The organism is Pseudonocardia sp. (genome assembly GCF_025465255.1).
Taxonomy (GTDB): Bacteria; Actinomycetota; Actinomycetes; order Mycobacteriales; family Pseudonocardiaceae; genus Pseudonocardia.
On record NZ_JAODNI010000117.1, the window covers coordinates 1 to 24,165 of the forward strand.

The 24,165-nt window shown below is 73.5% G+C and carries 23 protein-coding genes and 1 pseudogene; 17 read left to right on the top strand and 7 right to left on the bottom strand.

Annotated features, from left to right (window positions below; all coding sequences use genetic code 11):
• From JWP64_RS14100 to JWP64_RS14130, 7 genes are all read left to right on the top strand, one after another.
• A partial coding sequence (locus JWP64_RS14100) for a transcription antitermination factor NusB (protein WP_297496477.1) occupies positions 1-1,411 on the top strand: 1,411 nt, incomplete at its 5' end.
• A gap of 89 nt (positions 1,412-1,500) precedes the next feature.
• Positions 1,501-2,190, top strand: a complete 690-nt coding sequence (gene rpe, locus JWP64_RS14105) for a ribulose-phosphate 3-epimerase (protein ID WP_297496479.1) — start codon at positions 1,501-1,503, stop codon at positions 2,188-2,190.
• Between the two features lie 91 nt (positions 2,191-2,281).
• Positions 2,282-2,911 (top strand): riboflavin synthase, encoded by a 630-nt coding sequence (locus JWP64_RS14110; protein ID WP_297496482.1) that lies wholly within the window; start codon positions 2,282-2,284, stop codon positions 2,909-2,911.
• Positions 2,911-4,254: a bifunctional 3,4-dihydroxy-2-butanone-4-phosphate synthase/GTP cyclohydrolase II gene (locus JWP64_RS14115; protein ID WP_297496484.1), complete on the top strand. Its 1,344-nt coding sequence runs from the start codon at positions 2,911-2,913 to the stop codon at positions 4,252-4,254. The genes JWP64_RS14110 and JWP64_RS14115 overlap by 1 nt, the downstream gene beginning before the upstream one ends.
• Before the next feature lie 64 nt (positions 4,255-4,318).
• Positions 4,319-4,801 carry a 6,7-dimethyl-8-ribityllumazine synthase gene (ribH, locus tag JWP64_RS14120; protein WP_297496487.1) on the top strand — a complete coding sequence of 161 codons (483 nt, stop codon included), beginning with the start codon at positions 4,319-4,321 and terminating at the stop codon, positions 4,799-4,801.
• The gene (locus JWP64_RS14125) at positions 4,798-5,283 is read left to right on the top strand and encodes a PH domain-containing protein (protein WP_297496489.1); all 486 of its coding nucleotides are present in this window, start codon (positions 4,798-4,800) and stop codon (positions 5,281-5,283) included. The genes ribH and JWP64_RS14125 overlap by 4 nt, the downstream gene beginning before the upstream one ends.
• A gap of 310 nt (positions 5,284-5,593) precedes the next feature.
• Positions 5,594-6,388, top strand: coding sequence for an HAD family hydrolase (locus JWP64_RS14130; RefSeq protein ID WP_297496491.1), 795 nt, complete (start codon positions 5,594-5,596; stop codon positions 6,386-6,388).
• 73 nt (positions 6,389-6,461) lie between these two features.
• Here JWP64_RS14130 and JWP64_RS14135 read toward each other — a convergent pair whose 3' ends face one another.
• On the bottom strand, positions 6,462-7,247 hold the full coding sequence (locus JWP64_RS14135) for a DUF2786 domain-containing protein (protein ID WP_366889931.1): 786 nt from the start codon (positions 7,245-7,247) through the stop codon (positions 6,462-6,464).
• Between the two features lie 180 nt (positions 7,248-7,427).
• Here JWP64_RS14135 and uvrC point away from each other — a divergent pair, with 180 nt between their 5' ends.
• From uvrC to JWP64_RS14180, 9 genes are all read left to right on the top strand, one after another.
• Entirely contained in the window at positions 7,428-9,455 is a 2,028-nt protein-coding gene (gene uvrC / locus JWP64_RS14140; RefSeq protein WP_297496493.1) for an excinuclease ABC subunit UvrC, read from the top strand.
• A complete protein-coding gene (rapZ, locus tag JWP64_RS14145) occupies positions 9,452-10,363 on the top strand; it encodes an RNase adapter RapZ (protein ID WP_297496495.1) in 912 nt (303 codons plus the stop codon). Before uvrC ends, rapZ begins: the two co-directional genes overlap by 4 nt.
• Positions 10,364-10,366: 3 nt before the next feature.
• Positions 10,367-11,395 (top strand): uridine diphosphate-N-acetylglucosamine-binding protein YvcK, encoded by a 1,029-nt coding sequence (gene yvcK, locus JWP64_RS14150; protein ID WP_297496497.1) that lies wholly within the window; start codon positions 10,367-10,369, stop codon positions 11,393-11,395.
• Between the two features lie 88 nt (positions 11,396-11,483).
• Complete coding sequence (gene whiA / locus JWP64_RS14155; protein ID WP_297496499.1) at positions 11,484-12,467, top strand: DNA-binding protein WhiA; 984 nt, start codon at positions 11,484-11,486, stop codon at positions 12,465-12,467.
• A gap of 151 nt (positions 12,468-12,618) precedes the next feature.
• Entirely contained in the window at positions 12,619-13,632 is a 1,014-nt protein-coding gene (gap, locus tag JWP64_RS14160; protein ID WP_297496501.1) for a type I glyceraldehyde-3-phosphate dehydrogenase, read from the top strand.
• A complete protein-coding gene (locus tag JWP64_RS14165) occupies positions 13,629-14,804 on the top strand; it encodes a phosphoglycerate kinase (RefSeq protein ID WP_297496503.1) in 1,176 nt (391 codons plus the stop codon). The genes gap and JWP64_RS14165 overlap by 4 nt, the downstream gene beginning before the upstream one ends.
• Complete coding sequence (gene tpiA / locus JWP64_RS14170) at positions 14,801-15,586, top strand: triose-phosphate isomerase (protein WP_297496505.1); 786 nt, start codon at positions 14,801-14,803, stop codon at positions 15,584-15,586. Before JWP64_RS14165 ends, tpiA begins: the two co-directional genes overlap by 4 nt.
• A 134-nt stretch (positions 15,587-15,720) precedes the next feature.
• Positions 15,721-15,957: a preprotein translocase subunit SecG gene (gene secG / locus JWP64_RS14175; RefSeq protein ID WP_297496508.1), complete on the top strand. Its 237-nt coding sequence runs from the start codon at positions 15,721-15,723 to the stop codon at positions 15,955-15,957.
• A gap of 16 nt (positions 15,958-15,973) precedes the next feature.
• Positions 15,974-16,315: an RNA polymerase-binding protein RbpA gene (locus tag JWP64_RS14180; RefSeq protein ID WP_297496539.1), complete on the top strand. Its 342-nt coding sequence runs from the start codon at positions 15,974-15,976 to the stop codon at positions 16,313-16,315.
• 44 nt (positions 16,316-16,359) lie between these two features.
• On the opposite strand, the gene JWP64_RS14185 is transcribed toward JWP64_RS14180, so the two are convergent.
• Genes JWP64_RS14185 through JWP64_RS14195 form a run of 3 tightly spaced genes read right to left on the bottom strand, consistent with a single transcriptional unit; the run spans position 16,360 to position 20,356 of the window.
• A complete protein-coding gene (locus tag JWP64_RS14185) occupies positions 16,360-18,324 on the bottom strand; it encodes a flavodoxin domain-containing protein (RefSeq protein ID WP_297496510.1) in 1,965 nt (654 codons plus the stop codon).
• Complete coding sequence (locus tag JWP64_RS14190) at positions 18,243-19,610, bottom strand: cytochrome P450 (protein ID WP_297496512.1); 1,368 nt, start codon at positions 19,608-19,610, stop codon at positions 18,243-18,245. The genes JWP64_RS14185 and JWP64_RS14190 overlap by 82 nt, the downstream gene beginning before the upstream one ends.
• Positions 19,607-20,356 (bottom strand): hypothetical protein, encoded by a 750-nt coding sequence (locus JWP64_RS14195; RefSeq protein ID WP_297496514.1) that lies wholly within the window; start codon positions 20,354-20,356, stop codon positions 19,607-19,609. Before JWP64_RS14195 ends, JWP64_RS14190 begins: the two co-directional genes overlap by 4 nt.
• A 375-nt stretch (positions 20,357-20,731) precedes the next feature.
• On the opposite strand from JWP64_RS14195, the gene JWP64_RS14200 reads away from it, so the two are divergent.
• Positions 20,732-21,835 (top strand): lysylphosphatidylglycerol synthase domain-containing protein, encoded by a 1,104-nt coding sequence (locus JWP64_RS14200; protein WP_297496516.1) that lies wholly within the window; start codon positions 20,732-20,734, stop codon positions 21,833-21,835.
• 267 nt (positions 21,836-22,102) lie between these two features.
• Here JWP64_RS14200 and JWP64_RS31515 read toward each other — a convergent pair.
• The 3 genes and pseudogenes from JWP64_RS31515 to JWP64_RS14210 all read right to left on the bottom strand — a co-directional run.
• Positions 22,103-22,315: pseudogene (locus JWP64_RS31515) on the bottom strand (hypothetical protein); the annotation flags it as partial.
• 42 nt (positions 22,316-22,357) lie between these two features.
• Complete coding sequence (purT, locus tag JWP64_RS14205) at positions 22,358-23,542, bottom strand: formate-dependent phosphoribosylglycinamide formyltransferase (protein ID WP_297496518.1); 1,185 nt, start codon at positions 23,540-23,542, stop codon at positions 22,358-22,360.
• 64 nt (positions 23,543-23,606) lie between these two features.
• Positions 23,607-24,083, bottom strand: coding sequence for a VOC family protein (locus JWP64_RS14210; protein WP_297496520.1), 477 nt, complete (start codon positions 24,081-24,083; stop codon positions 23,607-23,609).
• Between the last annotated feature and the right edge of the window lie 82 nt (positions 24,084-24,165).

A 24,165-nucleotide genomic window follows, 5' to 3' on the forward strand; every position in this document is an offset into this window, starting at 1 on the left:
ACCGCGCAACTCCGGCCCGCCCGGGCGCCGCCCGAGCCCGGCCGGCCCGCCCAGCGGTGACCCGGCCCGGCAGGCCGCGTTCGACCTGCTCACCGCGGTCCGCGAGCGCGACGCCTACGCCAACCTCGCGTTCCCGGCGATCCTGCGCCAGCATCGGCTCAAGGACCGCGACGCCGGGCTGGCCACCGAGCTCGGCTACGGCACCCTGCGCGCCCAGGGCCTGCTCGACGCCGTCATCCAGGCCTGCGCGGACCGCCCGCTGCACCGCATCGAGGCCCCGCTGATCGACGCGATGCGCCTGGGCGCCTATCAGCTGCTGCGGACCCGGGTGCCGTCGCACGCCGCGGTGGGCACCAGTGTGGACATCGTCCGGGGGATGGCCGGCTCCCGGTCCGCGGGGTTCGTGAACGCGATCCTGCGGAAGGTCTCGGAGAAGGACGAGGCGGCCTGGGTGGCCGAGCTTGCGCCGGACGCGGCCGAGGACCCCGTCGGCCACGCGTCGTTCGTGCACGCCCACCCGAAGTGGATCGGGCAGGCCTTCGCGGACGCGCTCGGCGGCAAGGAGGAGCTCGACGCCGCCCTCGAAGCGGACGACGCGCGCCCGTCGGTCCACCTCGTCGCCCGGCCCGGGGACATCACGGCCGAGGAGCTCGCACTGGTCACCGGGGGCGAGGAGGCGCCGTACTCGCCGTACGGCGTGCACCTCGGCACCGGCGGCGGGGACGTCGGGGAGATCGACGCGATCCGCGAGGGCCTCGCCCTGGTGCAGGACGAGGGCAGCCAGCTCGTCGCGCTCGCCCTGTCCCGCGCCGCGCTCGACGGCGAGGACACCGGCCGCTGGCTGGACCTCTGCGCCGGACCGGGCGGCAAGTCGGCGCTGCTCGGCGGGCTCGTCGCCCTCGACGGCGGCACCCTCGACGCCGTCGAGCCGTCCGAGCACCGCGCCGACCTGGTGCGCAAGACCGTCAAGGGACTGCCGGTCACGGTGCACACGGCGGACGGCCGGGAGGCCCCGCTGCCCGACGCCGCGTTCGACCGGGTGCTCGTCGACGCCCCGTGCACCGGTCTCGGGGCCCTGCGCCGACGTCCGGAGGCCCGGTGGCGGCGCAAGCCCGAGGACGTCTCGGCCCTGGCCAAGCTGCAGCGCGAGCTGCTCACCGCCGCGCTGCGGCACGTGCGCGTCGGGGGCGTCGTCGCGTACGTGACGTGCTCGCCGCACCTCGCCGAGACCGTCGGCGTTGTGAGCGCGGTGCTGCGGCGCAAGGACCTCGGCGTGAGCGTCGAGCGGCTCGACGCCCGGGAGTACCTGGACGGCGTCCCCGCGCTCGGCGAGGGCCCGTCGGTGCAGCTCTGGCCGCACCGGCACGGCACGGACGCGATGTTCCTGACGCTGATCCGCCGGACCGGCTGAGCCACCGGGTGGGGAACACCACCCCGGACCGGCCCGTTCGATGACGGCGGGGGCCGCACACCTCCTCGGCCGGGCAGTAATCTGCCGGGGTGCGTCCCCTGATAGCCCCGAGCATCCTGTCCGCGGACTTCTCGCGCCTCGCAGAGGAGGCCGCCGTGGTCTCCGAGGGCGACGGCGGCGCAGACTGGCTGCACGTCGACGTGATGGATGCGCACTTCGTTCCGAACCTGACGCTGGGCCTGCCGGTGGTGAAGTCCCTGCTCGGCGCGACGGACACGCCGCTCGACTGCCACCTGATGATCGACGACCCGGACCGCTGGGCCCCCGGCTACGCCGAGGCGGGCGTGCACAACGTCACCGTGCACGTCGAGGCAGCCAAGAACCCGGTCATGCTGGCGAAGGACCTGCGGGCGGCCGGGGCGAAGGCAGGGCTGTCGATCAAGCCGGGCACGCCGCTGGAGCCCTACGTCGAGATCCTGAAGCACTACGACACGCTGCTGGTGATGAGCGTGGAGCCCGGCTTCGGCGGCCAGAAGTTCATGCCGGACGTGCTGGACAAGGTCCGGACGGCGCGCCGGCTCGTCGACACCGGGCACCTCACGCTGCTCGTCGAGATCGACGGCGGCATCTCCGCGGACACCGTGGAGGCCGCCGCCGAGGCGGGCGTCGACTGCTTCGTGGCGGGGTCGGCGGTCTACGGGGCGGACGACCCGGGGCGGGCCGTCCGGGCGCTGCGGGACCAGGTCGTGTCGGCGGCCCCGCACCGCTGGGCGCCATGACCGCGGGAAGGACCGCCGCGCCGCGGTGGTTGCACACGAACACGACGCCGGCGCGCTCGTCCGGCCGGGCGGCTGAGAGGGAAGGAACCAGATGTTCACGGGGATCGTGGAGGAGGTCGGCGAGATCGTCGACGTCCGTACGTCGGGCGACGTCGTCGTCCTGACCGTGCGTGGGCCGCGCGTCTCGACGGACGCGGCGCACGGCGACTCGATCGCGGTGAACGGCTGTTGCCTGACCGTCGTCGACGAGGAGGGCGCGAGCGAGGACCTGTTCCGGCTCGAGCTCGTCCCGGAGACGCTCAAGCGCACCTCGCTCGGGGCGGTGGTGGCCGGGTCGAAGGTCAACCTGGAGCGGGCGCTGCCTGCGGGCGGCCGCCTCGGCGGGCACATCGTGCAGGGCCACGTCGACGGCGTCGGCACGTTGCTGGGCCGCACGCCCGGCGAGCGCAGCGACGAGGTGCGGTTCAGCCTCCCCGCCGAGCTGTCCCGCTACGTCGTGGAGAAGGGCTCGATCTGCGTCGACGGCGTCTCCCTGACCGTCGCGGGGGTGGACGCCGACTCGTTCACCGTGGCGCTGATCCCCACGACCCTGGCGGACACGACCCTCGGAAGGCGCAGACCGGGCGATCCGGTCAATCTCGAGGTGGACATCGTGGCGAAGTACGTCGAACGACTCACGGCCGGGTACACCGGCGGTGTCGCTGAGGAGGCTCGGTCCTGATGACGGACACGCACACGGGGGCACCCGCGGGCCCCGGACATGCTGCGGCCGCCGGACTCGGCGGGGGCTTCGAGAGCATCGAGCGGGCCCTGCGGGACCTCGCGGAGGGCAAGGCCGTGGTCGTCGTCGACGACGAGGACCGCGAGAACGAGGGCGACCTGATCTTCGCCGCCGAGAAGGCGACGCCGGAGCTGGTCTCCTTCGTCGTGCGCTACACCTCCGGCTACGTCTGCGTCGCGATCACCGACAGCGAGTGCGACCGTCTCGACCTGCCGCCGATGCACCACACCAACGCGGACAACTACCGCACGGCGTTCACCGTGACCGTCGACGCGAAGGAGGGCGTGACCACCGGCATCTCCGCCGCGGACCGCGCCCACACCATCCGGCTCCTCGGGGACCCGACGACCCAGGCGAAGGACCTGGTCCGGCCCGGCCACGTGCTGCCGCTGCGGGCGCGGGAGGGCGGCGTGCTGCGCCGCCCCGGGCACACCGAGGCCGCCGTGGACCTGACCCGGATGGCCGGGCTGTCCCCGGCCGGCGCGCTGTGCGAGATCGTCTCGCAGAAGGACGACGGCGAGATGGCCCGCGGCGACGAGCTGCAGGTCTTCGCCGAGGCCCACGACCTGACGCTGGTCACGATCGCGGACCTGATCGCCTACCGGCGCCGCTTCGAGAAGCACATCGTGCGCGTCGCCCAGGCCCGCATCCCCACCGAGCACGGCGAGTTCATCGCCTACGGCTACGACTCCCTGCTCGACGGCATCGAGCACATCGCCATGGTGCGCGGCGACGTCGGGACGCCGGAGGGCGACGGCGAGGACGTGCTGGTCCGCGTGCACTCCGAGTGCCTCACCGGGGACGTCATGGGCTCGCTGCGCTGCGACTGCGGCCCGCAGCTCGACGCCGCGCTGGACGCGGTGGCCCGGGAGGGCCGCGGGGTGGTGCTCTACATGCGCGGGCACGAGGGCCGGGGGATCGGCCTGCTGCACAAGCTGCAGGCCTACCAGCTGCAGGAGGCCGGCGCGGACACCGTCGACGCGAACCTGGCGATGGGCCTGCCCGCGGACGCCCGGGACTACGGCATCGGCGCGCAGATCCTCACCGACCTCGGCGTCAAGTCCATGCGGCTGCTCACCAACAACCCGGAGAAGCGCGCCGGCCTCGAAGGCTACGGGCTGCGGATCACCGAGCGCATCGCGATGCCGATCCGGCCGAACCCGGAGAACCTCCGCTACCTGCGCACCAAGCGGGACCGGATGGGCCACGACCTGCCCGACCTCGGGGACGGCCCTGACGACTCCTACGGGCCCGGCAACCTGTCGGACCCCGTCGGGCTCTGAGGTGCGCGCACCGGGATGATGGCGGCATGACGATCGGCGAGCAGGCAGGCGGGGGTTCGGGCGCATGAGCGGCGAGGGCAGACCCACCGACGAGGGCGACCTGAGCGGCGCACGCGGCCTGCGCATCGGCATCGCCGCGGCGAGCTGGCACGCGGAGGTCGTGGACAGCCTGCTCGAGCGGGCGCTGTCGGTGGCGGAGAAGGCGGGCGCCGTGCCTACCGTCGTCCGGGTGCCGGGCACCATCGAGCTCCCGGTCGTCGTCCAGGAGCTGGCGCGGACCCACGACGCCGCCGTCGCGCTCGGCGTCGTCGTACGCGGCGGGACCCCGCACTTCGAGTACGTCTGCGACTCGGTGACCGCCGGCCTCACCCGCATCGCGCTCGACGAGAGCACCCCGGTCGGCAACGGCGTGCTCACCACGGACACCCTCGAGCAGGCCGTGGATCGCAGCGGCCGCCCGGGCTCTGCCGAGGACAAGGGCGGCGAGGCCACGGCAGCGGCGCTGCGGACCGCGATCGTCCTCGCCGACCTGCGGAAGCTGGCATGAGCGCGCGGACGGAGCAGAACGGGGTCCGGCCGGGGACCGGACCGGGCGCGGTGACGATCCGCCCGCGGCTCGCGCTGCGGCTGTCCTGGATCGGGGCGGTCCTCACGCTCGTCCTGTTCGTGGTGATCGCGGTGATCCTGCGAACCAGCGAGACCGGGGTGTTCTTCCGGCTGGCGGACCAGGTGTCCATGGTACTGCTCGGCGCGCTGATCGCCGGTGGGATCCTGCTGTTCGCGCGGCCGCGGGTGCGCGCGGACGAGAACGGGATCGAGGTCCGCAACACCGGCCTCCCGAAGTACCTGCCGTGGGAGGCGGTGTACGGGGTCGCGTTCCCGGACGGCGCCTCGTGGGCCCGGCTGGACCTCGAGGACGACGAGTACCTGCCGGTGCTGGCGATCCAGGCGGTGGACCGGCAGTACGCCGTGGATTCGATCCGCGCGGTCCGCGAGCTGCACACCCGCTCGGCCGACGGTTCGTCCTGACCGCGGGCGGGCATCCGCCGCCCGATGCGCAGTGGACCGCGCGTCGCGCTGACGGCGAGCGCGGAGGCTCGCCCTCGCCGTCCCGGTGGCCGGACTCCTGGCGGCCGCGGCTGTCTGCGTAGTCCACGCGCGCGGTCTGGTGCGACGCGCGCGGTGACGCACCCGTTCGCCGCGTCCGCTCACCCGTTCGGCGCCACGGGCTGTGATCGACCGACTGCAGAGCGGTGTCACCGCGGATCATGACTCACGGTGATCGGGTGGGCACGCCGGTCGAGGCGGCCGGGTGCCCCGGCGGTGAGGTGATCGCGAGATGGCAATGCGCACGGGCGGCAGACAAGGCCCGGGCCGGGACGGTCCCGAGAGGGGCGCGACCGGCCGGGACGGTCGGGTCGCCACCGGATGGGTGACGCCCGTGGCCGGCGAGCACCGTGCCCCCGCCCGGCGTCCGCGCAGCGCGATCGTGGACGTCTACGACACCATCCTCCGGCTCGACGCGCTGCGCAGCCGCTTCGTCGACGTCGGGCGCCCCGAACACGAGTGCGACCTCTTCCTGGCCCGCGCCGCCCGCGACGGCTACGCCCTGGCGCTGAGCGGCACCCCCGGCCCGTTCGGCGAAGCCGGCCTGCAGGCACTGCGCAGCACCACCCACCACCTTCTCTCCGACGAGGCACTGCACCACGTCATGGACGGCTTCCTGAGCCTCCCGCCGCACCAGGACGCCGAGCTCGCGCTCGCCCGGCTGGCCTCCGCCCGGATCCCCACCTACGCCCTGGCCTACGGCAGCGGCGCGGACGCCGTGGCGGCCCTGGACCGCGCGGGCCTGCGCACCTACCTGCGCGGGACCCTCAGCACCGACGACCTCGGCGTGGTCTGCCCGGACCCGCGGGCCTTCACCATGGCCTGCGACGCCCTCCGCGCGAAGCCGGAGCGCACCGTGCTGATCTCCGTCCACCCCGGTGACGTGCACGGAGCCCTGCGCGCGGGCCTGCTCGGCGGGCTCGCGATCCGGCAGTCCGGCGGAGTGCCGACGACCATGGACCCGCCGCACGTCAGCGCCCCGCGGATGGACGACGTCGTCGAGCAGCTCCTCGCCCTCCCCGCTTGAGCATTCGGCTCCTCCGGCCGGCGGCCGCACGAACGCGCGTCGAGGGCCGCCCGCCGTAGCGGCGGCTGTCCGCTCAGGCCCCTACGGCCCGCCGCTGCGCGCCGACGGCCTTCCCGCCGAGATCCGCCCGCGCCCCCGCCGCCGCGCCGTCCGCGAACCCCGTGCCGGACAGCGACGGCCGCCGCGCCCGCGCGAGCCGCGGGAACGCCTCGGCGTAGGCGCGCTCGACCCGGGACTCCCGGTCCACCAGCACGAGCGCCGTGGAGGAGCTCCCGGCGGTGCGGCCCGCCGCCTCCCGGGCCGCCCGCTCCTCGGCCTCCACCAGCCGCTGGTGCACCTGCGCCGCGAACCCCTGCAACCACGAGCGCCGATAGGCCGCCACGGACTCCGCGTCCGACGGCGGCCGCAGCCGTATCAGCTCCGCGGCGGCCTGCAGGAGCAACGAGGTGTAGAGCAGCTCCACCCGCTCCCGGTCCGACGCGAACCCGAAGACGGTCACGGCGGCGACCTTCCCGCCGCGGGCCCCGTGCATGATCCAGCGGCAGCGCAGGGCCGCGGCCGTCCAGCCCAGCAGCCGGGCCTTGCCGCCGGAGTACGGGTCCTCCATCGCGATCCGGCTGGCGCCGATCTCGTCCCGCCGGGGATCGTCCGCGGCGAGCAGCGCCTCGTCGATCCCGTGCCGGGCCATCAGCTCGAGCGCCTTGGCGTTGTAGATCTCGGCCTCGGCGGGCGTACCCGCCCGCTCGGCCTTCGCGAGGAGCTTGCGGATGCGGTCCAGCCGGGCGGACCCGGTGACCGACCCGGGGGGATCGGCGGGGTCGAACGGGGAGCGGGTCTGTCCTGCGCTTGCGTGGGGCACGGGGAGCCTCCTTCGAACGGGCGTTCTACTCGCCGAGCAGGTCTACCGGACCGCACCGACAGTTTCCGGCGCCCCGCCCGCCGGACGGCCCGATCCCTACCTCTACACGGCTCCTCGGGGACACGAACGAGGCGGGCGCCCCGGACGACTGTCGGTGGGCGGTCCTACTCTGGACGTGCCATGTCAGACCCCTCCACGTACCGGCCGGCCACGGGAACCATCCCGGAGGCCCCCGGGGTGTACCGGTTCTCGGACCCGCAGGGCCGGGTCATCTACGTCGGGAAGGCGAAGAGCCTGCGCCAGCGGCTCAACTCGTACTTCGCCGACCTCTCCGGCCTGCACCCGCGCACCCGCCAGATGGTGACCACGGCCGCCCACGTGCAGTGGACGGTCGTGTCCACCGAGGTCGAGGCGCTGCAGCTCGAGTACAACTGGATCAAGGAGTTCGATCCCCGGTTCAACGTCCGGTACCGGGACGACAAGTCCTACCCGGTGCTGGCCGTGACGCTGAACGAGGAGTTCCCCCGGCTGCACGTCTACCGCGGCCCCCGGAAGAAGGGCGTGCGGTACTTCGGGCCCTACGCCCACGCCTGGGCCATCCGGGAGACGCTGGACATGCTGCTGCGCGTGTTCCCGGCCCGCACCTGCAGCGCGGGCGTCTTCAAGCGCCACGGGCAGATCGGGCGGCCGTGCCTGCTCGGCTACATCGACAAGTGCTCGGCCCCGTGCGTCGGGCGGGTCACGGCCGAGGAGCACCGGGACATCGTCGAGGACTTCGCGGACTTCCTCGCGGGTCGCACGGACCATCTCGTCCGGCAGCTGGAACACAGGATGGCGGAGGCGTCGGACAACCTCGAGTTCGAGCGCGCGGCCCGCCTGCGGGACGACGTCGGGGCGCTGAAGCGGGCCATGGAGAAGCAGGCCGTCGTGCTCGGCGACGGGACGGACGCGGACGTCGTCGCCTTCGCGCAGGACGAGCTGGAGGCCGCGGTCCAAGTCTTCCACGTCCGCGGTGGCAGGGTACGCGGCCAGCGCGGCTGGGTGATCGACAAGGTGGAGGAGACGGACACGCCCGCCCTGGTGGAGCGGTTCGTCACCCAGTTCTACGGCGAGCAGGCGGCGCTGGCGGGCTCCGCGGACGACGCGTCCCAGCCGGTGCCGAAGGAGATCCTCGTCCCGGAGCTGCCGCCCGAGGCGGACTCGCTGGTCCAGTGGCTCTCGGACCTGCGCGGGTCCCGGGTCCAGCTGCGCGTCCCGCAGCGCGGGGACAAGCGGGCACTCGCGGAGACCGTCGAGCGGAACGCGAAGGAGTCCTTCGCCCAGCACAAGCTGCGCCGCGCGGGTGACCTGACGGCTCGGTCCGCCGCGCTGCAGGAGATCCAGGACGCCCTCGGCCTGGACTCCGCGCCGCTGCGCATCGAGTGCATCGACGTCAGCCACGTGCAGGGCACGAACGTCGTCGCGTCGCTGGTCGTGTTCGAGGACGGGCTGGCGAAGAAGTCGGACTACCGGCGCTTCGAGGTCCGCGACGGGGCGAAGGGCGGGGACGTCGCGTCGATCGCCGAGGTGGTCCGCCGGCGTTTCCGGCGGCACCTGGCGGAGAGCGCCGAGGAGCGTGGTAACGACCGGGAGATCGGCACCGACGGGTCGGGCATCGGCTCCTCCGGCGAGATCCCCCAGGACTCCGCGGAACCGACCGTGCGCACGGGCATCGACCCGACGACCGGCCGCCCGCGGAGGTTCGCGTACCCGCCGAACCTGCTCGTCGTCGACGGCGGGCAGCCGCAGGTCGAGGCCGCGGCGGACGTGCTGGCCGAGCTCGGGATCACCGACGTCGCCGTCTGCGGGCTCGCGAAGCGCCTGGAGGAGATCTGGCTCCCCGCGGACCCGGACCCGGTCATCCTGTCCCGTACGAGCGAGGGGTTGTACCTCCTTCAGCGGATCCGCGACGAGGCGCACCGGTTCGCGATCACCTATCACCGCCAGCGTCGTTCCAAGGGCATGGTGTCCTCGCAGCTCGACGCGGTGCCCGGGCTCGGCCCGGCGCGCCGCCAGGCGCTCCTCAAGCACTTCGGGTCGGTCAAGAAGATCAAGGCGGCGGAGGTCGGCGACATCGCCGCGCTGCCCGGGTTCGGCACCCGCACCGCCGAGGCGGTCGTCGCGGCGTTGCACGCCGAGGACCCGCAGGAGAGGACGGCGGACGCGTGAGCGCCGGGACGCACCCGGGCTCCACGCCCGCCGGGATCGAGGTCGCGCTGGTCAGCGGCTTGTCCGGCGCCGGACGCAGCACCGCGGCGAAGGTCCTGGAGGACCTCGGCTGGTTCGTGGTGGACAACCTGCCGCCGGAGCTGATCGCCACGATGGTCGACCTCGGCGCCCGCGCGAAGGGGGACGTGACCCGGATCGCGGTGGTCATGGACGTGCGGAGCCGGGCGTTCACCGCGGACCTCGGCGCCGTCCTGAAGGACCTGGACTCCCGCGGCTACAGGCCCCGGCTGCTGTTCCTCGAGGCCACGGACGCGGTCCTGGTCCGTCGCTTCGAGCAGAACCGGCGCGGCCACCCGCTGCAGGGCGACGGCCGCCTCGTCGACGGCATCACGGCCGAGCGGGAGCTCCTGCGGCCGCTGCGCGAGGCCGCGGACCTGCTCGTGGACACGTCGAACCTGTCGGTACACCAGCTCCGGGCCCGAATCGAGAGCGGCTTCGACGACGCCGCGCAGACCACCCGGATCAACGTCATGTCCTTCGGCTACAAGTACGGCATCCCGATGGACTCGGACCTCGTCGTGGACATGCGGTTCCTGCCGAACCCGCACTGGATCCCCGAGCTGCGCGAGCACACCGGCCGGGACGCCGACGTCCGGGACTACGTGCTGAGCCAGGAGGGCGCGGAGGAGTTCATCAGCCGCTACCTCGAGTTGCTGTCCCTGGTCGGGGCCGGCTTCCGGCGCGAGGGCAAGCGCTACCTCGCGGTGTCGGTGGGCTGCACCGGCGGCAAGCACCGCAGCGTCGCGATCAGCGAGGAGCTGGCGCGGAGGCTCTCCGAGGGCACCCGGACCGGGGCCTTCCCCGGGGTGACGGTGAGCGTGTCCCATCGGGACCTGGGGCGGGAGTAGACGATGAGAGTGGTCGCCCTCGGCGGCGGACACGGCCTGCACGCCACGCTCTGTGCGCTGCGGCTCGTGCCGGAGGTCACGGGTGTGACGGCCGTCGTCACGGTCGCGGACGACGGCGGCTCCTCCGGCCGGCTGCGCCGGGAGATGGACGGCATCCTCCCGCCCGGCGACCTGCGGATGGCCCTGTCCGCCCTGGCCGCGGACGACGACGGCGGGCGCCGCTGGTCCGCCCTGGTGCAGCACCGGTTCGGCGGCACCGGCGCGCTGGCCGGGCACGCCGTGGGCAACCTGCTGCTCGCGGGCCTGATGGACACCCTCGGGGACCCGGTGGAGGCCCTCGACGAGATGAGCCGGCTGCTCGGCGTCGCCGGCCGGGTGCTGCCGATGTGCGCGGTCCCGCTGGACATCGAGGCCGACGTCAGCGGCCTGGGGCTTGGCGGGTACGACGACGCGGCCGGCGACCCGACGCCCACCCACCGCATCCGCGGCCAGGTCGCCGTCGCGTCGACGCCGGGCCGCGTCGAGCGGCTCTACCTGCGCCCGGACCAGCCGCCGGCGTGCCCACAGGCGGTCGAGGCGGTCCGGGACGCGGACGTCGTGCTGCTCGGCCCCGGCTCCTGGTTCACCAGCGTCCTGCCGCACCTGCTGGTGCCCGCGCTGCGCGCCGCCCTCGACGAGACCTCCGCCCGCCGGATCGTGGTGTTGAATCTCGCACCGGAGCCGGGGGAGACCCCGGACTTCTCCCCGGAGCAGCACCTGGCCGTGCTCGCGCAGCACGCTCCCCAGCTGCGGTTCGACGCGGTCCTGGCGGACGTCGACGCGGTGGCGGTACCGCATCGTCTGCGCGGAACGGCACGCGACATGATGGTCCCGGACGGCCGGGTGCATCTCGCCCCGGTCGCGGCGGCCGATCCGCTCGTGCCGAGGCACGACCCCGCGGCGTTGGCCGCGGCCCTGCGGGAGGTCCTGGCGGACCTGGCCCGAGGTGGACCGACCGGCGGGAGAACGGGGTACCGGGCGGGGGCCCGGTGACCGAGAGTGTTCAGAATGTGACTGTGGGGCGAGATTGCGATGGGTCCGGCGCGGCGAACGCGGCGGGCCCCCGGGGGAGGTGCGGGCGATGGCGATGACATCCGCGGTCAAGGACGAGCTCAGCAGGCTGGTCGTGACCAAGCCGTCCAACCGGAAGGCCGAGGTCGCGTCGCTGCTGCGGTTCGCGGGCGGGTTGCACATCGTCGGCGGCCGGGTCGTGATCGAGGCCGAGGTGGACACCGGGTCGGTCGCGCGGCGCCTGCGCAAGGACATCCACGACCTGTACGGGCACACCTGCGAGGCGCACGTCATCACGGCGGGCGGCCTGCGACGCAGCGCCCGGTACGTGATCCGGGTGGTCCGGGACGGCGAGGGGCTGGCCCGCCAGACGGGCCTGCTGGACTCCCGCGGGCGTCCGGTCCGGGGCCTGCCGCCCGCGGTCGTCTCCGGGGACCTGGAGGACGCGGAGGCGGCCTGGCGCGGCGCCTTCCTGGCCCACGGTTCGCTCACCGAGCCCGGCCGCAGCTCCGCGCTGGAGGTCACCTGCCCGGGCCCGGAGGCGGCGATGGCGCTCGTCGGCGCGGCCCGCCGGCTCGGGGTCACGGCGAAGGCGCGCGAGGTGCGCGGGGCGGACCGCGTCGTCGTCCGGGACGGGGACGCGATCGGCGCCCTGCTGACCCGGATGGGCGCGCACGAGTCCGTCATGGCGTGGGAGGAGCGGCGGATGCGCCGCGAGGTCCGCGCCACGGCCAACCGCCTCGCGAACTTCGACGACGCGAACCTGCGCCGCTCCGCCCGCGCGGCGGTCGCGGCGGCCGCCCGGGTGGCCCGGGCGCTGGAGATCCTCGGGGAGGACGTGCCGCAGCACCTGCTGGCCGCCGGTCGGCTGCGCGCGGAGAACACCCAGGCGTCGCTGGAGGAGCTGGGCCAGCTCGCGAACCCGCCGATGACGAAGGACGCGGTCGCCGGACGGATCCGTCGGCTGCTGCACATGGCCGACAAGCGCGCCGCGGACCTCGGCATCCCGGATACCGAGTCCGCCGTCACGCCGGAGATGCTCGAGGAGGCCTGAGCCTCGCGGGCCCGGTACGGCGCGGATCTTCCGTGAATCCCGCCACGTGACGGGTGGTGGATCGATTCCGGAGCTGGCCCCTGTGGCGGGGTTCCGGAGAGGCTAGGGTCGTCGGCGGAAAGTCTGTCGTGACGATCGAGGGAGCACCGGAGTGACGGTTCGCGTAGGCGTGAACGGATTCGGCCGTATCGGCCGAAACTTCTGGCGGGCGGTGGACGCCCAGCGCGCCGCCGGCACCAGCGACATCGAGATCGTGGCGGTGAACGACATCACCGACAACGCCACGCTCGCGCACCTGCTGAAGTACGACTCCATCCTGGGCCGCCTCCCGTACTCGGTCTCGTCGACCGACGACGAGATCATCGTGGACGGCAAGGGCTTCAAGGGCCTGGCGGTCCGGGACCCCGCCGAGCTGCCCTGGAAGGACCTGGGCGTCGACGTGGTCGTCGAGTCCACCGGCCTGTTCACCAAGCGTGAGGCGGCCGCCAAGCACCTCGAGGCCGGCGCCAAGAAGGTCGTCATCTCCGCCCCGGCGACCGGTGAGGACCTCACCGTCGTCAAGGGCGTGAACGACGGGGACTACGACGGTTCGCAGAACATCGTGTCCAACGCGTCGTGCACCACGAACTGCCTCGCGCCGATGGCCAAGGTGCTGGACGACCTGGTGGGGATCGAGAAGGGTCTGATGACCACGATCCACGCCTACACCCAGGACCAGAACCTGCAGGACGGCCCGCACAAGGACCTGCGCCGGGCCCGTGCGGCCGCACTGAACATCGTCCCCACCTCCACGGGTGCGGCGAAGGCGATCGGGCTGGTCATGCCGCACCTGAAGGGCAAGCTGGACGGCTTCGCGCTGCGCGTCCCGATCCCCACCGGCTCGGCCACCGACCTGACCGCCGAGGTCAAGGAGGAGACCACCGCCGAGGCCGTCAACGCGGCGATGAAGGCCGCCGCCGAGGGCCCGCTCAAGGGAATCCTCTCCTACACCGAGGACCCGATCGTCTCCTCGGACATCGTGACGGACCCGCACTCCTGCATCTTCGACGCGGGCCTGACCAAGGTCATCGGCAACCAGGTCAAGATCGTCGGCTGGTACGACAACGAGTGGGGCTACTCCAACCGCCTCGCCGACATCGCCGCGCTGGTGGCGTCGAAGCTGTGAAGACCGTCTCCGACCTCGTCGACGAGGGCGTGAACGGCCGGACCGTGCTCGTGCGGTCCGACCTGAACGTCCCGCTCGACGGGGACCGCATCACCGACGACGGGCGCATCCGGGCGTCCGTGCCCACGATCTCGGAGCTGTCCGGGGCCGGCGCGCAGGTCGTCGTCATGGCGCACCTGGGCCGGCCGAAGGGCGGTCCCGACCCGAAGTTCTCCCTCGCCCCGGTCGCCGCGCGCCTCGGCGAGCTGCTCGGCGCGCCCGTCCGGCTCGTGGAGTTGGGCAGGGGCCTGCCGAACATGGCTGCGGGAGACGTCGTCCTGCTGGAGAACATCCGCTTCGACCCGCGCGAGACCAGCAAGGACGACGCCGAGCGCGCCGAGTTCGCCCACGAGCTGGTCGCGCTGGCCGGGGACGACGGCGCGTTCGTCTCGGACGGGTTCGGTGTCGTCCACCGCAAGCAGGCGTCGGTGTACGACGTGGCGCAGGAGCTGCCGGCCTACGCGGGCGGGCTCGTCCTGTCCGAGGTCGAGGTGCTGCGCACCCTCACGGGGGAGCCGAAGCGGCCGTACGCGGTCGTGCTCGGCGGCTCGAAGGTCTCGGACAAGCTGGCCGTGATCGAGGCGCTGCTGCCGAAGGTGGACTCGCTGCTCGTCGGTGGCGGGATGTGCTTCACCTTCCTCGCCGCGCAGGGCCACGAGGTCGGGGCCTCGCTGCTCGAGAAGGACCAGATCGACTCCTCCCGCAAGCTCCTGGAGTCGGGCAAGATCGTGCTGCCGACGGACGTCGTGGTGGCGGACTCCTTCGCCGCGGACGCGTCGACCCGCACCGTCCCGGTCGACCAGATCCCCGAGGGCTGGATGGGGCTGGACATCGGGCCGGACTCGGTCGCGGCGTTCGCCGAGGTGCTGGCGGGAGCGAGGACCGTGTTCTGGAACGGGCCGATGGGCGTGTTCGAGATGGCACCGTTCGCCGAGGGCACCCGCGGCGTCGCGCAGGCGATCGTCGACGGCGACTCGTTCTCCGTCGTCGGTGGCGGGGACTCCGCCGCCGCGGTGCGGGCCCTGGGCCTGCCGGAGGACGGGTTCTCCCACATCTCCACGGGCGGCGGGGCCTCGCTGGAGTTCCTCGAAGGCAAGACGCTCCCGGGCGTCGCGGTACTGGAGCAGTCGTGAGTCGCACGCCGTTGATCGCCGGCAACTGGAAGATGAACCTGAACCACCTCGAGGCCATCGGCCTGGTTCAGAAGCTCGCCTTCGCGTTGCCGGAGAAGTACTACGACCACGTCGACGTGGCGGTGCTCCCGCCGTTCACGGCGATCCGTAGCGTGCAGACGCTCATCGACGGCGACAAGCTGAAGATGGTGCACGGCGCGCAGGACCTGTCCCCGTTCGACTCCGGCGCCTACACCGGGGACGTGTCGGGCGTGATGCTCGCGAAGCTCGGCTGCAGCTACGTCGTGGTCGGGCACTCGGAGCGGCGCGAGATCCACGGGGAGGACGACGCGGTCGTCAACTCCAAGGTGCACGCGGCGCTGCGGAACGGGCTCGCCCCGATCCTGTGCGTCGGTGAGGGCCTCGACGTCCGGGAGGCCGGTGCGCACGTGTCGCACTGCACCGCCCAGCTCGTCGCGGCGCTCGAGAAGGTGTCCGCGGAGCAGATCCGGTCCGTCGTCGTCGCGTACGAGCCGGTGTGGGCCATCGGCACCGGACGGGTCGCGAGCGCGGCGGACGCGCAGGAGGTCTGCCACGCGCTGCGCGAGGCCGTCCGGGCGAAGTACGGCGACGAGGTCGCCGCCGGGCTGCGCATCCTCTACGGCGGCTCGGTGAAGGCCAAGAACGTCGGCGAGATCGTCGCGGAGCCCGACGTGGACGGTGCGCTGGTCGGGGGCGCGAGCCTCGACGCGGACGAGTTCGCGCAGCTCTGCGCGATCGCCGCGGGCGGCCCGCTCCCGTAGTCCGGCCGGTCTCGACGGGCGGTTCCCCGGGTTCGGGGGGCCGCCCGTCGTCGTTCCCGGGGGCTTCGCGGGCCCCCGCCGTCAGGGGGCGCGCGCCCGGGTACCCTGGATCACCCCGAGTAGAAGAGGATGGGATGAGGCTCGCGCTAGAGATCGTGCTGATCGTGACCAGTGTGCTGCTGGTCCTGCTGATCCTGCTGCACCGCGGTCGCGGTGGCGGACTGTCGAGCCTCTTCGGTGGTGGCGTCCAGTCGAGCCTCTCGGGGTCGAGCGTCGTCGAGAAGAACCTGGACCGGCTCACACTGTTCACGGCCGCGATCTGGATCGTCGCGATCGTCGGGACCGGCGTCCTGGTCAAGCTCGGGATCTGAGGAGAAGAACATGGCGATGTCAGGCGGCAACGCGATCCGGGGCACCCGCGTGGGTGCCGGCCCGATGGGCGAGTCGGAGCGCGGGGAGACCGCGCCCCGCGAACGCATCCCGTACTTCTGCGCCAACGGGCACGAGACCCGGCCCTCCTTCGCCGCCGAGGCGGAGATCCCGGACTCCTGGGACTGCCCGCGCTGCGGCCTCCCCGCCGGGCGTGAGCAGACCGCTCCGCCGGCCCCGCCGCGCAACGAGCCCTACAAGACGCACCTGGCCTACGTGAAGGAGCGCCGGAGCGACGAGGACGGCGCAGCCATCCTCGAGGAGGCCCTCGCGCGCCTCCGCGCCTCCCGCGAGCTCTGACGCGGCACCGAGGGCGGGCCGGCACACCCCGGCCCGCCTCCGGGTCATCCGCCCCAGATGTCCTCGACGAAGCGGCCCGTCGCCCGTAGCCCGGTGAGCCAGGCGGTCGCGTCGGACTCCGTGGTGCCCGTCTTGTCGCGGTAGATCTCCTTCAGCGCCGCCCGCACACCGGGTGCCATCGTCGACGCGTTCCCGCACACGAACACCGCGGCGTCCTGCTGGAGCAGGGCCCACACGTCGTCGGCCCGGGCTCGCATCGCGTCCTGCACGTAGCGGCGCTCGGCCGTGGGTGAGCGGGAGAACGCGCTCTCCACCACGACGAGGCCCTGGGCCTCGAAGGCGGCCAACTCGTCCGCGTAGAGCTGGTCGGACTCCGGCCCGCGGCAGCCGACGAACAGCAGCGAGCGTGCGACCGGCGCGCCCTGCGCCCGCTGCTGCGCCCGTTCCTGCAGGAACCCGCGGAAGGGCGCGAGCCCGGTGCCCGCGCCGATCATGAGCATCGGGATGTGCGGGTTCTCCGGCGGCCGGAAGGCGATCGACGGCTCGCGGACGAACACGAAGGCCGTCCCCTCCTCGGGCACGTCGGCGAGATGCCCCGAGCAGACACCGGTGAACGTCCCCGCGCCGGACCGCGCCGGTGCTCGCAGCACCCCCGCCGTGATGGTGGCGACCCCCGGCTCCACCAGCGGCGACGAGGAGATGGAGTAGTAGCGCGGCCGTAGCGGCGGCAGCATGTCGAGGTACTCCGCGAACGGGAGGGTGCAGTCCGGGAACTCCTCGAGCACGTCGAGGACCGAGCTGTTCGCCAGGGCGATCCGCTCGCGGTAGCCCTCCCCGGCCAACGACTCGAGCGACGACCGCTGCTCGGGGTCGGGGGCGTGCCGGGCGAGGGCCTCGAGGTCCCCGCGGGTGGCGACGTCCTGCAACTCCACGCAACTGGCGAGCACTCCGAGGAGCGGCGCCGGCTCGTCGATGGGCAGGTGGGTGTGGGTCCCGCCGTGGGGGATGATCGTCACGTACTGGCCCGCGTCCAGGCCGAACCGGGTGAGGACCCGGCGGATGAGGTCGATGCTGTTCCGGGGGAGCACCCCCAGGTGGTCACCGGCCCGGTAGCCGAGCCCGCCGGGCAGGGCGACCTCGACGTGCCGGGTGGAGCGTTCGGCGGGCTTGCCGTCCGAGCCGGTGATCAGCTCGCGGTTGGCCCGGACCCGAGCGGGCCGGGCCTGGTAGGACAGGATCACCGGGTTCAGCACCTGACGGTTGGTCAGCGTGATCGACAGCCGCGGCCCGGACGCCAGGTCCGCACCCACCTCGGCCGACAGCCCGAGCGCGGCCGCGAGGTCCGGCCAGAGGTTCGCGTGCCAGTCCCGGTAGGCCGCGTCCGCGTCGCCCCGCGCGTCGGCCTCGCCACGGGGGTGCACCCGGCGTCCGCCGCACGCGCCGAGGCGCTCGTCGAGCAGGGTCGGGACGGCCTGGTAGGTCGCGGCCCACTCCCGGTTGCCGCAGCCGAACACGGTGTACGCGGTGCCGTCGATGTGGGCGTCCGGCCCGGACACCCACCGGCAGAACGCCGCGGCGTTGTCGGGCGGGGTGCCGTTGTAGGAGGAGCTGACGACGATGGCGGCGCCCCCGGCAGGGAGGGCGGCGGAGGGGTCGTCGGCGTGGTCGTCGAGGGCGCCGAGCGTGACGTCGAAGCCGCGATCCGTGCCCTCGGCGGCGAGCGTCGTCGCCAGCGCCTCGGAGGTGCCCAGGTTGGAGCCGTAGAGGACCGCGAGCTTCGTGCCGTGCCGGTCGATCGAGGGCGCGGGAGCGGCGGCGCCGGTCCGCTCGCCCGCGGCCTGCTCGACGGGGGTGGCCGCGGGAGCCGCCGAGCGGACCGACCGACGCCCGGGACGCGGCCTGACCCGGATCCGGAACCCGTCGGGCTTCACCGTGAGCGTGGTCTTCGTGTGGAGCACGTAGTCGGTGTGGTCGATGAGATCGAAGCGCTGTAGCAGGGACCCCAGCACGAGCACGCCTCCTGGAGGGCGAACTGCCGTCCGATGCACGCCCGTTGGCCCGTGCCGAACGGTTTGTAGGAGTTCGTTGAGAGCGCGGCGAGCCGCTCGGACGTCATGTGGTCCGGGTCGAACTCCGCGGCGTCGGGTCCCCAGACCGACGTGTCCCGGTGCAGGGCGGGGATCAGCACCGTGATCGGGGTCCGGCGGGGTACCGCGTACCGGCCCCCGAGGACGGTGTCCTCGAGCGGGGTCCGGGTGAAGGCGGGCGCGGTCGGCCAGAGCCGCAGGGTCTCGTCGAGCACCCGGCGCACGTAGGTCAGCCGCTGCACCTGCTCGAACGTGGGCACCGCGGAGTCGCCGAGCGCCTCGTCGGCCTCGGCCCGGGCCCGCTCGAGGAACGCCGGGTTCTTCAGCAGGTAGTAGAGCGCGAAGGAGAGCAGTCCCGACGTCGTCTCGTGGCCGGCGATGAGGAACGTGATGCACTGCGCGCGGATGTTCTCGTCCGGGAGCCCCTCGCCGGTCTGCCGGTCGACCCCGTTGATCATGCGGCCGAGCAGGTCGGTGGCGTCGCCCGCCGCTCCCTGGGCGCGCCGCTCGGCGACGATCCCGTCGACCAGCGCCTCCATGAACGCCTGGTCCTCCTCCATCCGGCGCTGGGCCCGCACCCGTAGGCGCGTCTGGAGGGGCAGCTGCCGGCTCCGGGCCTGCGACTCGGTCAGCGTGCGCGTCATCGCCTCGACGAAGGGGTGCGGGGCCTCCCGGTAGAAGGAGTTGAAGCGGTAGCCGAAGCCGCAGAGCGCGATCGTGTCGAGCGTGAGCCGGGTCATGTCGGCCGGGACGTCGACGTCCTCACCGGGGTTCGTCCGGGCCCATTTGTCGGTCAGCTGGTCGGCGACGTCGATCATCTTCGGCAGGTAGTCCCGCATCGCCTGCATGCCGAAGGGTGACATCAGGATGTTGTGTGCGCGATGCCAGATGGGGTCGGACGTCTCCGAGGTGAACAGGCCGTTCCCGGCGCCGCCGCTGCGCACGTTCGACAGGCCCGCGCCGATCATCTTGTCGAACCGGGAGTCGTCGCAGACCTCCTCGACGATGTCGGCCCCGGAGGCGATGAGCCGCACCGAGCCGGCGCCGGAGAGCTTGAAGATCGGCCCGTACTCGCGGGCCATGGCCACGAAGCCCTCGACGGGGTCGTGCGAGTCGATGTCGAAGAGGTTCCCCACCAGCGGCAGCCCGCGCGGACCGGGGATGTCGTCGATCCCGCCCACCGTGCCCGAGGTGTCCACAGTGCTCATGTCGTGTTCGCCCCCGTAGGCCGGCGCACCAGCAGCACGATGCTCAGGACGAGCACCCAGGCCGGGAACACCAGCAGGATCACCGGATGGAAGGTGGTGCTGACCAGAAGGAACGCCGCCACGAGATAACTGACGGCGGCCGCGGGCCCCGGGAGCAGACCGACGGTCCGGGCGAGCCCGGTCGTCGAGATCATGTACATGCCCGCGGCCCGGACGCCGTAGACGAACACCATCGCGTAGCCGACCGCCGCCAGCGCCCGGGCGATCTCCGCCGACGGCGGCGGGGAGTCCGAGAACCGGGTCAGCAGGGCGGCTCCGCCGACCGCCGCGGTCCCCGCGAAAAGCATGCAGACGAAGACGACCCCCGACGCCAGCTGCAGCCAGTGCGGGATCCTCGACCACGAGCGCGGGGCCAGGACCTGCAGCAGCGTCCGGGTCGCGATCATGTGCCACAGGCAGGCGATGCCGGCGAACGGCACGACGTACAGCCCGACGGTGACGAGCAGGGCCCGGCTGTCCGAGGCGTAGAACGCGGCGTAGACGGGGTCCGGGTCACCGAGCCCCGGTCCCTGCCGGACGAGCACGAGCGCCAGGGTGAACAGGACCGCGAACACGATGCCGGACAGACCGGCGGCCCGGGCGTACGCGCGGGCGAGGCCGTCGCCGGGGGCGGTCCGTGGTGCTGCCCCGGTCCGGTCAACCGGTTCGGGGCCGGGCAGGCCGGGCGGGCGTACCGGGACCGGCATCGCTTCTCCAGGGGCCGCCGCCAGGCCGGGTCCGAGCGCGATCGCAGGGTCGCGAGGCGGCGCGGCCGGTCACCGGCGTAAACCTGCCGTCCACATCGGTCAAGGGGAGGGGGGCGGAGTTGGGCCACCCGCCGCGGTCGCCGCCCGCGGACGGTGGCGCGTAGGCGGGGGCGGCTGGCGGAGGCGCCTCGCAGCCTCCCACCTCCCGACCGGCGCCTGAGTGGCGCGAGCGCCGGTGGGTGACGCTCGAGCCACTCGAGCGCCGTCGTTCCACCGCCGCCCCGAGCCTGCCGGACGAGCAGGGCGCAGCGGCCGGGACGCCGCCCTCGCCCGGGCTAGCCTCGTCCCATCCGGCGGGAGGCACGGGGGGTCGGCATGGCGGACGGGGCGACACCCCGGCACGGGCTGAGGGCCGCCGCGGCGTGGCCGGTCCGGCACGTGAAGACCCTGCTGCACTGGGCGCTCGTGCTGGCCGCGCTCGGCTACATCGGCGGGCAGCTGCCCGGGCTGGTGCGCGCGGTGCGGGAGGCCGAGGAGGTGCTCGCGCAGGTGCGGCAGGGCTGGCTGCTGCTCGCCGTTCTGCTCGCCGTGGCGGCGCTGGTCCTGTACGGCGAGCTGCACCGCCGGGTGCTGATGATGGGCGGGGCCGCCGTGCCCACGCGGACCGTGCAGGCGATCACCTTTGCCGAGAACGCGATCTCGAACACGGTGCCGGTCGTGGGGGGCGCCGGCGCCCTCGCCTACTCGATCTCCCGCCTCCGCCGGCGGGGCGTCGACGCCGCCCTCGCGTCCTGGTCGGTGTTCCTGCCCGGCGCGCTCGCCTCGGTCCTCCTGCTGGGCCTCGGCGTGCTCGCGCTGGGCGCGGCCGGCTGGCTGCCGTTGTGGCTGGCGGTCGCCGCCGCCGCGGCCGTCGCCGTGGGCGCCGCGGGCGCCTGGGCCGTGGTCACACACCCCGCGGTCCTCCGGCGGTTCCTGGTCGTCCTGGTCCACATCGGCAGGCGCCTGCCGTGGCTGTGCCGGGGCTGCCGCAGCGCGTGGGCGTCGGACCCGGACGGGACGGCGGCCCGCCTCGCCGCGCGGATCGGCCTGCTGCACCCCGCGCCCGGCCAGTGGACCGGGCTGGTGGTGCTCTCGCTGCTGAGCTGGGCGGCGGACTTCCTGGCCCTCGTGGCCTGCTCGACGGCCGTCGGGCTGCCGGCGCACTGGACCGCGCTCGCCCTGGGCTTCCTCGCGGTGCAGGTCAGCATCGCGCTGCAAATCCTGCCGGGCGGCGCGGGCCTCGCCGAGACCGGGCTGCTCGGCGTCCTGCTGGCGGCGGGAGCGCCGGCCGCGCCCGCGGCGGCGACCGTGCTGCTCTACCGCATGATCACCTGGCTCGGGCTGTCGGTCGTCGGGTGGATCGTCTACGCGGCGCAGATCCATCTCGCACCGCCCCACCGGCACCGGCACGCGCCCGAACCCCTCGCCGGGACGCCCTGAGCCGCTCAGCACTCCCAAGGAGTGGTGAGCGGGTCCGGCTCCTGCTCGATCCGCCCCGCCGCGGTCTCCACCGCGAAGCCCTCGCGGATCCGGTACTCGATCCCGCCGGGCATCTCCTTCACCCGGAAGCCCGCGCGGGCGAGCGCGAGCGCACCCCGCGTGGCGCCGCCACAGCCCGGGCCCCAGCAGTAGGTGACGAGGGGACCGCCGGGTCGAGCGGCCCGGGCAGCTCCGCGTCGGCACGTGCCGGGCTCCGGGCACGTGGCCCTGGTCCCACGCCTGCCGGCTCCGGGTGTCGACGAGGACGAACCCCGGCGCCGCCCAGCGCGGCGTGCACGTCGGCGACGTCGGTGAAGAACGTGAGGCGGGCGAGGAAGAAGGCCACGGCGTCCGCGGGGGAGGCGGGCGGCGTGGCCAGGCCCGTGACTTCGTGATCCGGACGTCAGGCGGGCCCCGGCCCGCCCGGAGGTAGGGTTCCACGGTAGATCGGACGATCAGCCGTGGACTCCCCGGCGTTTGTCCTCATTCGGCGACGGGACGCACGAGTTCTGCGGCTCCCTTCGCCCGCGTTCGGGCGGTCTCGACATCGTCCGCGACCGCGACCACCACGCCCATCCGCCGCCTCCTGAAGCTCTCGGGCTTGCCGAAGAGCCGCAGGTCCGTGCCCGGTACGGCGAGGGCGAGCTCGAGACCCTCGAAGCTGATCGCCTTCGCGTCCGTGCCGCCGTAGATCACCGCGGAGGCGCCGGGCGAGCGCAGCGTCACGTCGACGGGGAGGCCCAGCACCGCGCGGGCGTGCAGCTCGAACTCGGAGAGCCGCTGCGTGGCCAGGGTGACCAGCCCGGTGTCGTGCGGACGCGGCGAGACCTCGGAGAACAGCACATCGTCGCCCTTCACGAACAGCTCGACCCCGAAGATCCCCCGCCCGCCGAGGGCCTGGGTGATCCGGCCCGCGACGTCCCTGGCGCCGTCGATCGCGGCGTCCGACATGGGCTGAGGCTGCCAGGACTCGACGTAGTCCCCGTCCTCCTGGATGTGCCCGATCGGCGCGCAGAACCACGTCCCGTCCACGCCCCGCACCGTGAGCTGGGTGATCTCGTAGTCGAAGTCCACGAACCCCTCGACGATCACCCGGGTCGTCGCGACCCGGCCGCCGGCCTTCGCGTACTCCCAGGCGGGGCCGACGTCGTCGGCCGAGCGCAGGACGCTCTGCCCCTTGCCCGACGACGACATCACGGGCTTGATCACGCACGGGTACCCGATGCCGCCGTCGACGGCCGCGCGCACCTCGTCGAGGGAGTCGGCGAAGGCGTAGGGCGAGGTCGGCAGGCCGAGTTCCTCGGCCGCCAGCCGCCGGATGCCCTCGCGGTCCATCGTCAGCCGGGTCGCGCGGGCTGTCGGGATGACGGTGGCGACCCCGTTCTCCTCGATCGCGGCGAGGGCGTCCGTGGCGATCGCCTCGATCTCGGGGATGACGTAGTGCGGGCGCTCCTGCTCGATCAGCGCGGTGAGCGCGGCCGCATCCGTCATGTCGATCACGTGCGAGCGGTGCGCGACCTGGTGCCCGGGGGCGTCCGGATAGCGGTCGACGGCGATCACCTCGACGCCGAGGCGCTGCAGGGCGATCACGACCTCTTTGCCGAGCTCCCCGGAACCGAGCAGCATGACGCGGGTCGCGGACGGGCTCAGCGGCGTACCGATTCGCATGCGGTTCACCCTAGGCGCCGGGCGTCGTGGAGCCGCGGCGCGCCCGGCTCCCCGCGGTGCGGGGTCAGCCGCCCTCGTACGCCTTCCGCTGGGCCTCGACGTCCGGCTTTCCGAAGCCGGCGAGCATCACCTGGACGACGCGCCGGGCCTTCTCCTGGTCCGGGTCGGTCATCCACGCCTCGGCCTCGAGCGACACGATCTGCCAGGAGACGCCGAACCTGTCCTTCAGCCACCCGCACGGGCCGGGATCGCCGCCGTCGATCAGCGCGTCCCAGTAGGTGTCGATCTCCTCCGTCGTCTCGCAGGGGACGACGAACGAGACGGCTTCGCTGTGCGGGAACTGCGGCCCACCGTTGAGCGCCCCGTACTCCCGGCCCAGCAGTTCGAAGCGGACGAGCATGACCTCGCCCTCCACACCGGGCGTGTTCGGGCCGTACCGCTGGACGTCGAGGATCCTCGAGTCGGGGAAGACGGAGGTGTAGAGCTCGGCGGCCTGCTCGGCCTGGCCGTCGAACCAGAGACAGGGGCTGATCTGCTTCACGGTGGCTCCTCGGGTCGTCGCTGTACCGGTGAGACCGCACGGCGGCCTGTGACTCATCGATCGCGATCCAGTACCCGTGGAT

What these genes read in the sequence shown, in the direction of transcription:
- JWP64_RS14130 (WP_297496491.1), top strand. Translation starts at nt 5,594, where the DNA reads ATGGCAATGCGCACGGGCGGCAGACAAGGCCCGGGCCGGGACGGTCCC.
- JWP64_RS14190 (WP_297496512.1), bottom strand. Translation starts at nt 19,610, where the DNA reads ATGAGCACTGTGGACACCTCGGGCACGGTGGGCGGGATCGACGACATC.
- JWP64_RS14180 (WP_297496539.1), top strand. Translation starts at nt 15,974, where the DNA reads ATGTCAGGCGGCAACGCGATCCGGGGCACCCGCGTGGGTGCCGGCCCG.
- JWP64_RS14115 (WP_297496484.1), top strand. Translation starts at nt 2,911, where the DNA reads ATGACGGACACGCACACGGGGGCACCCGCGGGCCCCGGACATGCTGCG.
- ribH (WP_297496487.1), top strand. Translation starts at nt 4,319, where the DNA reads ATGAGCGGCGAGGGCAGACCCACCGACGAGGGCGACCTGAGCGGCGCA.
- uvrC (WP_297496493.1), top strand. Translation starts at nt 7,428, where the DNA reads ATGTCAGACCCCTCCACGTACCGGCCGGCCACGGGAACCATCCCGGAG.
- yvcK (WP_297496497.1), top strand. Translation starts at nt 10,367, where the DNA reads ATGAGAGTGGTCGCCCTCGGCGGCGGACACGGCCTGCACGCCACGCTC.
- secG (WP_297496508.1), top strand. Translation starts at nt 15,721, where the DNA reads ATGAGGCTCGCGCTAGAGATCGTGCTGATCGTGACCAGTGTGCTGCTG.
- JWP64_RS14125 (WP_297496489.1), top strand. Translation starts at nt 4,798, where the DNA reads ATGAGCGCGCGGACGGAGCAGAACGGGGTCCGGCCGGGGACCGGACCG.
- JWP64_RS14200 (WP_297496516.1), top strand. Translation starts at nt 20,732, where the DNA reads ATGGCGGACGGGGCGACACCCCGGCACGGGCTGAGGGCCGCCGCGGCG.
- purT (WP_297496518.1), bottom strand. Translation starts at nt 23,542, where the DNA reads ATGCGAATCGGTACGCCGCTGAGCCCGTCCGCGACCCGCGTCATGCTG.
- JWP64_RS14110 (WP_297496482.1), top strand. Translation starts at nt 2,282, where the DNA reads ATGTTCACGGGGATCGTGGAGGAGGTCGGCGAGATCGTCGACGTCCGT.
- JWP64_RS14195 (WP_297496514.1), bottom strand. Translation starts at nt 20,356, where the DNA reads ATGCCGGTCCCGGTACGCCCGCCCGGCCTGCCCGGCCCCGAACCGGTT.
- whiA (WP_297496499.1), top strand. Translation starts at nt 11,484, where the DNA reads ATGGCGATGACATCCGCGGTCAAGGACGAGCTCAGCAGGCTGGTCGTG.